The organism is Kosakonia sp. SOY2, assembly GCF_027109175.1.
In the GTDB taxonomy this organism is placed as follows: domain Bacteria; phylum Pseudomonadota; class Gammaproteobacteria; order Enterobacterales; family Enterobacteriaceae; genus Kosakonia.
Genome location: NZ_JAPVXH010000002.1, coordinates 452,231 through 466,116, shown reverse-complemented (window position 1 = coordinate 466,116; position 13,886 = coordinate 452,231). Strand labels below are relative to the sequence as shown.

Genomic DNA, 13,886 nt, shown 5'->3' with positions numbered 1-13,886 from the left:
GGCTCCTTAGAAGTATCCCTGACGTTTTTTCAGCTCCATGGAGCCGGCCTGGTCGCGGTCAATCACGCGCCCCTGACGTTCACTGGTCGTTGAAACCAGCATCTCTTCGATAATCTCCGGCAGCGTTTGCGCGTTTGATTCCACCGCGCCGGTCAGCGGCCAGCAGCCAAGCGTACGGAAACGCACCATCCGTTTTTCGATCACTTCACCCGGCTGCAGATCGATACGGTCATCGTCGATCATCATCAGCATGCCGTCGCGCTCCAGCACCGGGCGTTCCGCCGCCAGGTACAACGGAACGATGTCGATATTTTCCAGGAAGATATACTGCCAGATATCCAGCTCAGTCCAGTTAGAGAGCGGGAACACGCGAATACTTTCGCCTTTGTTGATCTGGCCGTTGTAGTTGTGCCACAGCTCCGGGCGCTGGTTTTTCGGATCCCAGCGGTGGAAGCGATCGCGGAAGGAGTAAATGCGCTCTTTGGCGCGCGATTTCTCTTCGTCACGCCGCGCGCCGCCAAATGCCGCATCAAAACCGTACTTGTTCAGCGCCTGCTTCAACCCTTCGGTTTTCATGATATCAGTGTGTTTGGCGCTGCCGTGTACGAACGGGTTAATGCCCATCGCCACCCCTTCCGGGTTTTTATGCACTAGCAACTCACAGCCATAGGCCTTTGCGGTACGGTCACGGAATTCGTACATCTCACGGAATTTCCAGCCGGTATCCACGTGCAGCAGCGGAAACGGCAGCGTACCTGGGTAGAAGGCTTTGCGTGCCAGATGCAGCATCACGCTGGAATCTTTGCCGATGGAGTACATCATCACCGGGTTGGAAAATTCGGCGGCCACTTCGCGGATAATATGGATGCTTTCCGCCTCCAGTTGTCGCAGGTGAGTGAGTCGTTTTTGATCCATAACCATTCCTTAAGCCAGATTAATCACGGAGGCGTCGAACGCCTCCGTCGCTGTCGTATGCCAGAACCAGGCGAGTTCGCGATGCAGCCCGACCACCTCGCCCACCACCAGCAGGGCAGGCATCGGTGCGGCTTTCGCCAGTTCCTCAAGTTGTTCTAATGTGCCGGTAGCAACGTGTTGATCCACGCGCGTACCGCGGGAAATCACCGCCACCGGCGTGGTTTTGTCCCGCCCGTGGGTAATCAACTGTTCGCTGATTTCGGCTGCCTTCATCGTGCCCATATAAATCGCCAGCGTCTGGCGGCTCTGCGCCAGTTGCGACCAGTCAAACGGCGCGCTGTCGGCTTTATAATGGCCGGTAACAAAAGTAACGCTCTGGGCAAAATCCCGGTGCGTCAGCGGGATGCCGGCATAGGCTGTCGCACCCGATGCTGCCGTAACGCCCGGCACCACCTGGAAGGGAATGCCCGCTACAGCCGCCGCCTGCAGCTCTTCGCCGCCGCGTCCAAAGATAAACGGATCGCCACCTTTCAGGCGCACCACCGTTTTCCCCTCGCGCGCCGCGTCCACCAACATGCGGTTGGTATCATGCTGCGCCACCGCGTGCGAACCAGCGCGTTTGCCCACGCAGATTTTCTCTGCGTCCCGCCGCACCAGTTCCAGCACCGCATCACTCACGAGGTGGTCATAAAACACGACGTCTGCCTGCTGGATAACCTGCAAACCCCGCAACGTCAGCAATCCGGCATCGCCTGGCCCGGCACCAACAAGAATGATTTCACCGCCCCCGGAACCCGGTTGCGCTAACTCTGCTTCCAGCGCTTTTTCCGCTGCCGGTTCGTCGCCCGCCGCCATCAGGCTGGCAAAACGCCCGCGAAAAGCCGTTTCCCAAAAACGACGCCGCTCATCGGTAGTACGACGAAACGCCTTGATGCGTGTCCGCCAGCGCCCGGCAACTTCCGCCATGCGCCCGAGATTACCCGGCAGCAGCGCTTCAATCTTTTCACGCAGTAACCGCGCCAGCACCGGCGCGTTACCGCCAGAAGAGATAGCCACCAGTAACGGTGAACGATCCACAATCGACGGGAAAATAAAGGAGCACAGCGGTTGGTCATCGACAACATTCACCAGCCGATGACGCGCATTGGCGGCGTCAAACACCCGGCGGTTCAGCGCCGAATCGTTGGTCGCGGCAATCACCAGGAAAACCGCGTCCAGCTGTGATTCGTCAAACTCGGTAGCCAGCCAGTGAAGAGATTGCGCATCGGCAAGTTGCTGCAACTGCGGCTCCAGCCGTTGCGCCACCACCTGCACGTGTGCGCCAGCGCGACGCAAAAAAGCAATCTTGCGCGCGGCGATTTCGCCGCCGCCAATCACTAAAACGGGGCGGTCTTTTACAGCAGCAAATAACGGCAGGTAATCCACAACGCGGTAACTCACTCAAGGCCAGCAATAGAGGGACTATAGGGGGCGGTTTAGAACGAATGAAATTACGAATTGGAATGAGTAGTTCCGCAAAGGAATAACGCTTGTGCAAAGCAAATATCAAAAAGTGCTTAACATCAACATTTTCGGAAGGTTAAGAAGAAATGAAATTGTGTAAAGCGGGTCACAGTTTCATACTAAGCGCGGTAAAAATTCTGCTGCTTAAAGGACTCCCTATGTTTTCCGCATTGCGCCTCCGTACCGCTGCCCTGGCGCTCGGCGTATGCTTTATCCTCCCGGTTTCTGCCCGGATCTCTCAACCCGGCGACTTTGCAACTGAGCAGGCTCGTCACATTGCCACCCTGTTCCCGGGACGAATGACCGGCACCCCCGCTGAAATGCTCTCTGCGGATTACGTTCAGCAACAATTTGAACAAATGGGCTACCAGAGCGATATCCGTAAATTCAAAACCCGTTACCGCTATACGGCGAAAGATAACCAGCAGAACTGGCAAAACGTTACCGGCAGCACGGTGATTGCCGCGCATGAAGGCAAACTGCCGCAGCAGATCATTATTATGGCGCACCTCGATACCTACGCACCGCGCAGCGATGCGGATGTCGACAACAACCTCGGCGGTTTAACGCTGCAGGGTATAGATGATAACGCGGCGGCTGTAGGCGTGATGCTGGAACTGGCGCAAGCGCTGAAGCAGACGCCAACGCAATACGGTATTCGTTTTGTCGCCACCAGCGGCGAAGAGGAAGGCCAGCTTGGCGCAGAGAGTTATCTTGCACGAATGAGCGAAAAAGAGCGCAAAAACACGCTGCTGGTGATCAATATGAATAACCTGATCGTCGGCGACAAGCTCTACTTTAGCAGCGGGAAAAACACCCCGGCTTCAGTGCGCAAACTGACGCGGGATCGGGCACTGGCCATTGCCCGTTCGCACGGCATTCAGGCGCTGAGCGCCCCGGTCGCAGCCACCAAAAGCAACCACAGCGCTAATGATGCGCAGGTGTTTGATCAGGCCTCTATTCCAGTGCTGTCGGTGGAAGCGACAAACTGGTCGCTGGGTCTGAAAGACGGCAACCAGCAGCGCGCCAAATCCAAAACCTTCCCGGAAGGCGTAAGCCACCATAATGCCCGGCTGGATAACCAACAGTATATCGATCAGGCATTGCCGGGACGCATTGAGCGGCGCAGCCGCGACGTGGTGCGCATCATGCTGCCGCTGGTGAGCGAACTGGCGAAAACCACCAAAAATTAACGCCAGCATGGCTGGCGTTATCTTGCAACTCCCCCGAACCCGACCGGTGTGCAAAAACTGAAACGAAAAGATTTTTGCGCACGTCCGGGTTCAGTAGAAGTGATCAACCGGCGGCTAGCGTTCGTCGCGACGCCCGCCTACCGCAGCCCACATTCTGCGCACATGTACCGTCACTTCTTCACGGTCATGATAGAGCTGCCGCGCCTGAATCTGCGCGGCAACGTTATGCTCATCCAGTTGCGCCTGAATATACGCCAGGTTGTTCGACACCTCTTCGTAACGCTTTTTCATCGGCAGCTTGAGGTTGAAAATGGTTTCCCGGCACCAGCCATTAGTCAGCCACTGCGCCATCAGCGCGGCGACTTTCGCCGGTTTCTCCACCATGTCGCACACCATCCATGAGATGTTGTTGCGGTTCGGTCGATAGCGGAAACCATCTTCACGCAGCCAGGTCACCTGGCCGGTATCCATCAGGCTTTGCGCCATCGGGCCGTTATCCACCGACGCTACCCACATGTTGCGTTTCACCAGCTGATAGGTCCAACCGCCAGGGCATGCACCGAGATCCACCGCGTACATTCCATTTGCCAGGCGCTCGTCCCACTCATCTGCCGGAATAAAAACGTGAAACGCCTCTTCCAGTTTCAACGTTGAACGGCTTGGCGCATCGGACGGAAACTTCAGGCGCGGGATGCCCATATAGAACGGCGAGTTGTTAAAAGAGTACGAATAACCGGTGTAGCAACAACCCGGCGCAATAAAGAACACGTGAACGACCGGGCGCTTCGCTGAATCACTACGCGCCAGGATACCCGCTTCACGCAGCGCGCTGCGCAGCGGAACGGTAAACTTGCGGCAGAACTTCATCAGCTCTTTACTTTCGTTGGTATCGGCCACTTCTACACGCAAATCGCCGCCTTTATCCACGACGCCCTGCAGCATGCCGACGATCGGCGTAATGCGATCTTCCTGCGGTAAGTCGCGCAGCAGCTCGCCGACGACAAACATCTGGCGGGCAAAAATCAGCGAACTGAACGGCAGCTCGCGCGCCAGTTTGTCAGCGTCGTCTTGCTGGTAGCATTCAAACACAACGTAACCCGCGTTCTCTTTCACACGCGCGAAACCGAACACCTCAAGGCGACCGGCTTTATCGGTAATTTCTGCTGCGCACTCTTTCTCAAAACCCGGGCGGCACAGCAATACCACTTTATTCATGAACAACGCCCCTACGTTTCAGACGAATTGCGCCAACTAACATTAGTGCCCAGCCGATGAGAAAACAGACGCCACCGACCGGCGTAACAAACGCCCACAGGCGTAAATGTGAGAGCGCCAGGCAATAAAGGCTGCCGCTAAACAACACGGTGCCGAACGCCAAAAAAACGCTGCTCCAGTAAAACCAGATGCTGATGCGGCGCTGCATCGCCACCGCCAGCCCAAGCACCGCGAGCGTGTGGAACGCCTGATATTCGAGCCCGGTCTGGATCCAACTCATCTCCACCACGCCCAAAGATTTACGTAACACGTGCGCGCCGAAAGCCCCCAGCGCGACAAACACAAAACCGCTTACCGCGGCAAAAATCAGCATAAAACGGCTGGTCATGTGAGTACCCTAAAAGTCATACGCGCCATACGCGCGCGAATTATTGTTCGTAACGGAAACGGAACTTTTCCTGTTCGCTGGCCGCTTTTGCCAGGATCCACTGACGAAAGGCGGCTATTTTACCCAGTTCTGCCTGGCTGTCATGACAAACCAGATAAAACGCGTTCTTACTGACCAGAACATCATTAAACGGGCAGACCAGACGACCTGCCTCAATTTCGGACTGTGCCATTACATTGTTGGCCAGTGCGATCCCCTGTCCGTGGATAGCGGCCTGCAGCACCATAGAGCTGTGGCTGAAAATAGGTCCCTGCTGAACATTAAGATTAAGACCTAACTGGCGCGTATAAGTTTGCCAGTCGCGCCGGGAAGCGTCATGCAGCAAGGTGTGATGCGCCAGATCTTCAGGCTTTTTCAATGCTTTATCGCCAGTGAGTAATAATGGCGAGCAGACGGGTAGCAAGTATTCTGCGTACAATTTTTCAACACGCAGCCCTGGCCAGTTGCCGCGACCGTAAAAAATCGCCACGTCGACATCGTCCGCCAGTTTGTCCTCTTCGCGGTCAACCGCCTGGATGCGCACGTCGATTCCCGGATAAGCTGAGTTAAAGCTAGAGAGCCTCGGCACCAACCATTGAATGGCAAAACTGGGCAATAAACTAACAGTGAGCGCGCCTTTTGCACTGCGTGCTTGTAGTTTTCGCGTGGCCTCATTGAGCTGGGAAAATATCTCTTTGATATCCTGAAAATAACTCTGGCCTTCCTCGGTAAGCAGCAGCGAACGGTTGCGTCGACGGAACAGTTTCAGGCCAAGAAAATCCTCGAGAGACTTGATTTGGTGGCTTACTGCGGCCTGCGTCACAAAAAGCTCATCGGCGGCGCGCGTAAAACTCAGATGGCGGGCAGCGGCATCAAAAACACGTAATGCATTCAGTGGTGGTAATCGCTTGGACATGGTTATCAGGCTTAGATATAAAGGCAATTTAACAAACAGGAAACAGTGTTTAACCTATTAGTTTTTTTTATCTGAGCCATTATAAATTGTCCGTTGAGCTTCTACCAGCAAATACCTATAGTGGCGGCACTTCCTGAGCCGGAACGAGAAGCTTTTTTTGGAATGTGTGTTCTGAAGGGCTTTTGGCTTACGGTTGTGATGTTGTGTTGTTGTGTTTGCAATTTGGTCTGCTATTCAGACCCCGGTAGCGACGCTACCCCTTTTTCACTTCCTGTACATTTACCCTGTCTGTCCATAGTGATTAATGTAGCACCGCAAGATTGCGGTGCTTTTTTTTACCTGAAATCAGGGTTATTTATCCAGCGCGACCATCTCTTTAACGTCGGTACGGTTGATTTGTTGCTCATTACCGTTGGCGTCTTTATAAGAGATCATGCCGGTCTGATCGTCGGTTTTCGGTTTACCTTCCGAAATAATCGTACGACCATCGTTGGTGTGTAATGCATAGTTCGGGCTGGAACAAGCGCTCAGGGCAAAAGCAAAAGCACATGCAGAAATAATTGCGGCAGCCTTTTTCATCTTCTTCTCCTTCTGGCAATTAATGCTGTGAAATACTCTTCACGGAAGAGTCTCGAACGATTAACTAACACTATTCAGCATAACCTGCTTACCGGACTCTGCCAGGACAAACAGACAATTCCGATGGTTATCAACTGCCTTGCTACGACCGAAAAATTGCGCGACGATCTGAGTAATAAGATGAGGAATCGCATGAACGCATTTAACCCAGCGCACTTTCGCGCGCAGTTTCCGGCGCTTGCCGATGCGGGCGTCTATCTCGACAGCGCCGCTACCGCCCTGAAGCCGCAAGCCGTGATTGACGCCACGCAACAGTTCTACAGCCTGAGCGCTGGCAACGTGCATCGCAGCCAGTTCGCGCAGGCGCAACAGCTTACCGCCCGGTATGAAGCGGCGCGCGAACAGGTTGCCGCCCTCCTTAACGCGCCCTCCGGGAAAAATATCGTCTGGACGCGCGGCACCACAGAAGCCATCAATATGGTCGCGCAATGCTACGCCCGCCCGCGTCTGCAAGCCGGGAATGAGATCCTCGTCAGTGAAGCGGAACACCACGCGAACCTGGTGCCGTGGCTGATGGTCGCGCAGCAGACCGGCGCAAAAGTGGTGAAATTACCGCTGGGGGCCGACCACTTACCGGATATCGCGCAGTTACCACAATTAATTACTCCACGTAGCCGGATTCTGGCGCTCGGACAGATGTCCAACGTCACCGGTGGCTGCCCGGATCTGGAACGCGCCATTACCCTGGCGCATGCGGCAGGCATGATCGTGGTGGTTGACGGCGCACAAGGCGTGGTGCATTTCCCGGCGAACGTTCAGCGTCTGGATATCGATTTTTACGCCTTCTCTGGCCACAAGCTGTATGGACCAAATGGCATCGGTGCGCTGTACGGCAAAGCGGAACTGCTCAATGAAATGACACCGTGGCTCGGCGGCGGCAAGATGATTACCGAAGTGACGTTTGATGGCTTCACCACGCAACCGGTGCCGTACAAGCTGGAAGCCGGGACGCCTAACGTCGCAGGGGTGATTGGTTTAAGCGCCGCGCTTGAGTGGCTGGACACGATGGATATCGTTCAGGCGGAGAGCTACAGCCGTGGGTTAGCCACGCTTGCTGAGGAGCAACTGGCACAGCGTCCGGGTTTCCGCTCTTTCCGCTGCCAGGATTCCAGCCTGTTGGCTTTCGATTTCGACGGCATTCACCACAGCGATATGGTGACGCTCCTTGCCGGTTACGGTATCGCGCTGCGCGCCGGGCAACACTGCGCGCAACCATTGCTGGCGGCGCTGGGGGTCAGTGGTACGCTGCGCGCTTCATTTGCCCCATACAATACGCAACACGATGTTGATGCGCTGATAGTCGCTGTTGATCGCGCACTCGACATTCTGGGGGATGCATGACCAGCCCTGCTTTTGCCGGACATCCGTTCGGCACGGTGGTAACCGAAGAGACACTGCGCCAGACATTTGGCGCACTTAATCAGTGGGAAGAGAAGTACCGCCAGTTGATCCTGCTCGGCAAGCAACTGCCTGCGGCGACGGACGAATTAAAAGCGCAGGCGCGGGAAATTCCCGGCTGTGAAAATCGTGTCTGGCTGGGTTCCACGCTCGGCCTGGACGGAAAAATGCACTTTTTTGGCGACAGTGAAGGCCGCATCGTGCGCGGGTTGCTGGCAGTCCTGCTCACCGCTGTAGAAGGCAAAACCCCGCAAACGCTGGTGGAAAACGATCCGCTGGCGCTGTTTGATGAGCTGGGCTTACGCGCCCAGCTTAGCGCGTCTCGTAGCCAGGGGCTGGCGGCGCTGGCCGCCGCCGTGCAGGAAGCAGCCCGTCAGGCGCTAGCCTGACGTTCCGCCTTCGCCATCAGTTTTTTCAGAGCATGGGAGACCGCGATAAAGCCAAACGTCGCGGTCACCATGGTCGCCGCGCCGAAACCGGCGGCGCAATCCATGCGTTTTGGCCCTTCCGCCGTGCTTTTCATCGCACACACCGAGCCATCCGCCTGCGGGTAAACCAGCGCTTCGGTGGAAAACACGCAATCCACGCCCAGCTTGCCTTTGCTGTTCTTGACTACGCCAAAATCGCTTTTTAAGCGCTCGCGCAGTTTCGCCGCCAGCGGATCCTGAATGGTTTTCGCCAGATCGCTCACCTGGATCTGGGTCGGATCGATCTGCCCACCCGCGCCACCGGTCGTTACCAGCGGGATCTTATTGCGTCGGCAGTAGGCAATGAGCGCCGCTTTTGGGCGCACGCTATCAATCGCATCAATCACATAGCTGTAATCACGGTTCATTAACTGTGCGACGTTATGGGCAGTGACAAAATCATCAACCACCGTCACCAGGCACTCCGGGTTTATCTGGCGAATACGCTCCGCCATCACCTCGGCTTTCGCCAGCCCCACATTTTCACGCAGCGCGTGGATTTGCCGGTTGGTGTTCGTCACGCAGACATCATCCATATCAATCAGCGTGATCGCACCAATACCGGTGCGCGCCAGCGCTTCTGCCGCCCACGAGCCGACACCGCCAATGCCCACCACGCAGATATGCGCGTCGGCAAACCACTGCAGCGCTTTTTCACCATACAACCGCGCGGTGCCGCCAAAGCGCTGGCGCCAGGCGTCACTGATTACTGCTGACATAAACAAACCTCAAGATGAAACGAAAGACCCTCTTCCGGAGCCGGAAGAGGGTGCGAGTGTAGCACACTCAGCCGCTGAACACGCCGCCGCCAGCGCCGGTTCCGGGGGCGGTTTTCAACACCCAGACGCGGCCATAATGGTTGTACCATCCGGCGCGATGACCCGCATCCGGGCCAATACCCTGATAAATATCGAAGTGCTGGCCTTTGATTGCGCCACCAACATCAAGCGCCACCATCAGGCGCAGCTCATATTTACCGTTGAACTTGCCGTTGTTATCAAGCTGCGGCACTTCCGCCAGCAGCGTCGTGCCCGGCGGAATAATCGTCCGGTCGGAAGCGACAGAAGCACGGCCAATCAACGGCACCGCGCTGGCACCTTTTACCGGTGCCCAGGATTGCGGTTTAAAGAAGACGAACGAGGCGTTCTCTTCCAGCAACGCGCGAACTTCCGCTTCACTGTGTTTTTCGCCCCATTCGCGAATCGCCTGCATCGACATATCTTCGCGCTTCACTTCACCACGATCGATCAGCACTTTGCCGATGCTGCGGTAAGCGTGGCCGTTTTTCCCGGCATAGCTGAAGAAGTTAAGCGGGCTGCCGTCGCCAAAATCGATATAGCCGCTGCCCTGCACATCCATAATGAAGTTGTCCATCAGCGAGTTGCTGTAGGCCAGCACATAACTGTCACTGAGCGCACCGGCGTAGATTTCCGCGCGGGATGGCAAGCGACCACGTTTAGGCGGCATACGGTAGATGGGGTACTGGAACTCGCCCTGGCGGGTATGGCGCGCCTGCACAACTGGCGTGTAGTAACCGGTGAATTGCACGTTGCCATAGTTATCCGTGCCTTCCATTTGCCAGGCGTCGAGGCCAAACTGGCGCAAATTACGCGTATCGCCGCCGGACATCAGCCACGACTGAATCGCGTTATAGACGCCGCTCTGGCTACCGTAGAGGCGCGGTGAGGCGCTGCGAATTTGATTAACCTGCTCGGAGAAATCTCCGGCGTTGATTGGCGCCCCTACGGCGTCAGGTTGATTGACCAGGGAAAAAGGCTGGGAAAATTTTCCGTCTTTATACTGTTGACCGCGATCGGTCGGTTTTGAAGAGCAGGCCGCGAGAATTGCCACCATTGCGCCTGTGAGTGCGAACTTAACCCAACGTCCTTTCATTATCTCTCATCTTCTGATTAACCCGGAGCGGGGTGAAGATAACAAACCCCACCCGCTAATGAAATGCGCTATCACTACCCGGCGCTAATTTAGTGCAAAAAATAAACGGATTGTGTTGTTTTTACACATAATCCCGCCAATTATGCGATCCAGGCAAAAAAAAGGTTGCATCAAAACGTTTGCAGAGTATAGTGCGCATCCACGGACGCGGGGTGGAGCAGCCTGGTAGCTCGTCGGGCTCATAACCCGAAGGTCGTCGGTTCAAATCCGGCCCCCGCAACCAATTAAAATGTGAAGAAAAAAGTTTACATGACGGAAGTGTAAACAAGACGGACGCGGGGTGGAGCAGCCTGGTAGCTCGTCGGGCTCATAACCCGAAGGTCGTCGGTTCAAATCCGGCCCCCGCAACCAACACAATAAACACCTTAACGGGTGTTTTTTTGTTTCTGTGGTTCGCAAAAAAAATGGCGCTGTTCAGCGCCACTCTGTTATCCCCTTCTCGCCAGCGTCGCGCCATCCGCGAAGTAGGCTTTAATCCCTGCCAGAATCGACTCCGCCACTTCCTGCTGGAATTTCGCCGTCTTCAGCTTACGCTCCTCTTCCACGTTACTGATAAACGCGGTCTCCACCAGAATTGACGGAATGTCCGGCGCTTTCAGCACCGCGAAGCCGGCCTGTTCAACCTGGTTTTTATGCAGGTTATTAATATTGCCAAGTTTATTGAGCACCGCTTTGCCAAACTTCAGGCTGTCGTTAATGGTTAACGACTGCACCATATCGAACATGGTGTGATCCAGATAGCGATCGCCGCTCTTGCTCACCCCACCGATTAAGTCGGACGCGTTCTGCGTTTCCGCCAGATATTTCGCGGCGGTACTGGTCGCCCCTTTGGTCGACAGCGCAAAGACAGAAGAACCGCTCGGCTGGCGGCTGCTGAAAGCATCAGCGTGAATCGACACAAACAGGTCTGCGCGCTGTTTCTGCGCCTTGGCAACGCGCACTTTCAACGGAATAAATACATCCTCGTTGCGCGTCATATAGGCTTTCATATTGCTCTCTTTCTCGATCAGCGCATGCAGCCGACGCGCGATTTGCAGCACCACATCTTTTTCCCGGGTGCGATATTTCCCCATCGCCCCCGGATCTTCACCGCCGTGACCAGGATCGAGCATGATCACAATTGGTCTGTCACGCCCGGCTTTCCCCGGCTTCGGGCCGCTCTCTGCGGGCGGCACCTGCTGCTCAAGATCGCCTTTGTTGTACTCTTCAAGCAGCGCCAGCAGCGGGTCCTGCACATCTTTCGCATTGGCCGGGTAGAGATCCATCACCAGACGCTCTTTAAAACCGGCCACCGGCGCCAGCGCGAACAACTGCGGCTTCACGTCCTGTTTCAGCTCAAACACCATGCGCACGGTCTGCGGATCGAACTGCCCTACCCGCGCGGATTTGATATAAGGATCGTCGCCACGGATCTGCGCGCCCATGCCTTTTAACACGGAGTTCAGATGCACACCTTCAAGATCCACCACCAGCCGGTCGGGATTACTCAACGCGAACTGCTTATATTTGACGACATGGTTCGATTCCACCGTCACGCGCGTATAGCTTGACGCTGGCCAGACACGAACCGCCACCACCTGGCTGACTGCGGCCAAACCAATTTGGCTCACGCTTAATAACCACATGGCCCCCGCGCCTTTTAAAAATCTGCGGCGGCTCAGCGCTGATTGACTTCCCGACATGCTTCTCCCGAGCAATTTTTATCTACGTAATAATATTCGTCAAAATTGACGGAAAACTTTAACGAATGATGCATAAACTGTCATCTATTAAAGGGTAAACATATGTCTGCCCGCGGGCTGCGGCGAGGAACATTTGTTATACGACAGCAAAATTTGCACTTGCACGCGGCGGCAGAAAAGAATAAAAATACACAATTTACGAATAATCATGCATTGAGGACAGGCCGTGGTAAAAGAGCGTAGAACCGAACTGGTGCAGGGATTTCGCCACTCCGTTCCCTATATTAATGCCCACCGTGGCAAGACATTTGTCATTATGCTCGGCGGTGAAGCCATTGAGCATGAAAACTTTTCCAGTATTGTCAATGACATCGGCCTGCTGCATAGCCTGGGTATCCGGCTGGTGGTGGTCTACGGCGCGCGTCCGCAGATCGACGCGAATCTCGCCGAACACAACCATGAGCCGATTTACCACAAACATACCCGCGTTACCGACGCGAAAACCCTTGAGCTGGTTAAGCAAGCCGCCGGGTTGTTGCAACTGGATATCACCGCACGTTTGTCGATGAGCCTCAACAATACGCCGCTGCAAGGCGCGCATATTAATGTCGTTAGCGGCAATTTTATTATCTCTCAGCCACTGGGCGTGGATGATGGTGTCGACTACTGCCACAGCGGCCGTATTCGTCGTATTGATGAAGAAGCGATTAACCGCCAGCTTGCCAGCGGCGCGATTGTGCTGATGGGGCCGGTGGCAGTTTCGGTCACTGGCGAAAGTTTTAATCTGACCTCGGAAGAGATTGCCACTCAGCTTGCTATCAAACTGAAAGCGGAAAAGATGATCGGCTTTTGTTCATCACAAGGTGTGATGAATGATGAAGGCGAAATCGTTTCTGAGCTGTTCCCGAATGAAGCGCAGGCGCGCGTCGAGACGCTGGAAGCACGTGGCGATTACCACTCCGGCACCGTTCGTTTCCTGCGTGGCGCGGTCAAAGCCTGCCGCAGCGGTGTGCGCCGCAGCCATTTAATCAGCTACCAGGAAGACGGCGCGCTGTTGCAGGAACTCTTCTCACGCGACGGTATCGGTACGCAAATTGTGATGGAGAGCGCCGAGCAGATCCGCCGCGCCACTATCAACGATATCGGCGGGATCCTGGAACTTATCCGCCCGCTGGAACAGCAAGGGATCCTGGTACGCCGCTCGCGCGAACAACTGGAGATGGAGATCGACAAGTTCACGATCATCGAGCGCGATAACCTGACCATCGCCTGTGCGGCGCTTTACCCCTTCCCGGAAGAGAAAATTGGGGAGATGGCCTGTGTCGCGGTTCATCCCGATTACCGCAGCTCATCGCGCGGCGAAGTGCTGCTGGAGCGCATTGCCGCTCAGGCGAAGCAAATGGGACTGAGCAAACTGTTTGTGCTGACCACCCGCAGCATTCACTGGTTCCAGGAGCGCGGTTTCACGCCAGTGGATATTGATTCCCTGCCGGAAACCAAAAAAGAGATGTACAACTACCAGCGCCGGTCAAAAGTGCTGATGGCCGATCTCACCTGAGCTTTCGCCCCCGCCTTCTG

General features: G+C 55.5%; 13 protein-coding genes and 2 tRNA genes. 6 read left to right on the top strand and 9 right to left on the bottom strand.

Annotation, left to right across the window (positions count from 1 at the left end; all coding sequences use genetic code 11):
• Positions 1-6: 6 nt before the first annotated feature.
• The gene (gene cysD / locus O3S68_RS15105) at positions 7-915 is read right to left on the bottom strand and encodes a sulfate adenylyltransferase subunit CysD (protein WP_017457708.1); all 909 of its coding nucleotides are present in this window, start codon (positions 913-915) and stop codon (positions 7-9) included.
• A gap of 9 nt (positions 916-924) precedes the next feature.
• The gene (cysG, locus tag O3S68_RS15100) at positions 925-2,340 is read right to left on the bottom strand and encodes a siroheme synthase CysG (RefSeq protein WP_269232023.1); all 1,416 of its coding nucleotides are present in this window, start codon (positions 2,338-2,340) and stop codon (positions 925-927) included.
• A gap of 236 nt (positions 2,341-2,576) precedes the next feature.
• On the opposite strand from cysG, the gene O3S68_RS15095 reads away from it, so the two are divergent.
• The gene (locus tag O3S68_RS15095; protein ID WP_269231833.1) at positions 2,577-3,611 is read left to right on the top strand and encodes an aminopeptidase; all 1,035 of its coding nucleotides are present in this window, start codon (positions 2,577-2,579) and stop codon (positions 3,609-3,611) included.
• Between the two features lie 114 nt (positions 3,612-3,725).
• Here O3S68_RS15095 and rlmM read toward each other — a convergent pair whose 3' ends face one another.
• From rlmM to O3S68_RS15075, 4 genes are all read right to left on the bottom strand, one after another.
• A complete protein-coding gene (gene rlmM / locus O3S68_RS15090; protein WP_045514427.1) occupies positions 3,726-4,826 on the bottom strand; it encodes a 23S rRNA (cytidine(2498)-2'-O)-methyltransferase RlmM in 1,101 nt (366 codons plus the stop codon).
• Positions 4,819-5,214: a DUF423 domain-containing protein gene (locus tag O3S68_RS15085; protein WP_020455036.1), complete on the bottom strand. Its 396-nt coding sequence runs from the start codon at positions 5,212-5,214 to the stop codon at positions 4,819-4,821. The genes rlmM and O3S68_RS15085 overlap by 8 nt, the downstream gene beginning before the upstream one ends.
• Before the next feature lie 40 nt (positions 5,215-5,254).
• On the bottom strand, positions 5,255-6,169 hold the full coding sequence (gene gcvA / locus O3S68_RS15080; protein ID WP_017457703.1) for a glycine cleavage system transcriptional regulator GcvA: 915 nt from the start codon (positions 6,167-6,169) through the stop codon (positions 5,255-5,257).
• 351 nt (positions 6,170-6,520) lie between these two features.
• The gene (locus tag O3S68_RS15075; RefSeq protein ID WP_020455037.1) at positions 6,521-6,748 is read right to left on the bottom strand and encodes a YgdI/YgdR family lipoprotein; all 228 of its coding nucleotides are present in this window, start codon (positions 6,746-6,748) and stop codon (positions 6,521-6,523) included.
• Positions 6,749-6,940: 192 nt separating this feature from the next.
• Here O3S68_RS15075 and csdA point away from each other — a divergent pair, with 192 nt between their 5' ends.
• Both csdA and csdE read left to right on the top strand, forming a co-directional pair.
• The gene (gene csdA, locus O3S68_RS15070) at positions 6,941-8,149 is read left to right on the top strand and encodes a cysteine desulfurase CsdA (protein WP_269231832.1); all 1,209 of its coding nucleotides are present in this window, start codon (positions 6,941-6,943) and stop codon (positions 8,147-8,149) included.
• Complete coding sequence (csdE, locus tag O3S68_RS15065) at positions 8,146-8,595, top strand: cysteine desulfurase sulfur acceptor subunit CsdE (protein WP_160268815.1); 450 nt, start codon at positions 8,146-8,148, stop codon at positions 8,593-8,595. The genes csdA and csdE overlap by 4 nt, the downstream gene beginning before the upstream one ends.
• On the opposite strand, the gene tcdA is transcribed toward csdE, so the two are convergent.
• Both tcdA and mltA read right to left on the bottom strand, forming a co-directional pair.
• On the bottom strand, positions 8,580-9,392 hold the full coding sequence (tcdA, locus tag O3S68_RS15060; protein ID WP_269231831.1) for a tRNA cyclic N6-threonylcarbamoyladenosine(37) synthase TcdA: 813 nt from the start codon (positions 9,390-9,392) through the stop codon (positions 8,580-8,582). The genes csdE and tcdA overlap by 16 nt on opposite strands.
• A 67-nt stretch (positions 9,393-9,459) precedes the next feature.
• Positions 9,460-10,566 (bottom strand): murein transglycosylase A, encoded by a 1,107-nt coding sequence (gene mltA, locus O3S68_RS15055; protein WP_269231830.1) that lies wholly within the window; start codon positions 10,564-10,566, stop codon positions 9,460-9,462.
• A gap of 206 nt (positions 10,567-10,772) precedes the next feature.
• Between mltA and O3S68_RS15050 the strand changes: the two genes are divergently transcribed.
• Together O3S68_RS15050 and O3S68_RS15045 are read left to right on the top strand one after the other, a co-directional pair.
• Positions 10,773-10,849: transfer RNA gene (locus O3S68_RS15050), tRNA-Met, on the top strand.
• A 51-nt stretch (positions 10,850-10,900) separates the two neighbouring features.
• A tRNA-Met gene (locus O3S68_RS15045) sits at positions 10,901-10,977 on the top strand.
• A 77-nt stretch (positions 10,978-11,054) separates the two neighbouring features.
• On the opposite strand, the gene amiC is transcribed toward O3S68_RS15045, so the two are convergent.
• Positions 11,055-12,308 (bottom strand): N-acetylmuramoyl-L-alanine amidase AmiC, encoded by a 1,254-nt coding sequence (amiC, locus tag O3S68_RS15040; protein WP_017457697.1) that lies wholly within the window; start codon positions 12,306-12,308, stop codon positions 11,055-11,057.
• A 226-nt stretch (positions 12,309-12,534) separates the two neighbouring features.
• Here amiC and argA point away from each other — a divergent pair, with 226 nt between their 5' ends.
• On the top strand, positions 12,535-13,866 hold the full coding sequence (gene argA, locus O3S68_RS15035) for an amino-acid N-acetyltransferase (RefSeq protein WP_020455043.1): 1,332 nt from the start codon (positions 12,535-12,537) through the stop codon (positions 13,864-13,866).
• Positions 13,867-13,886: the final 20 nt, after the last annotated feature.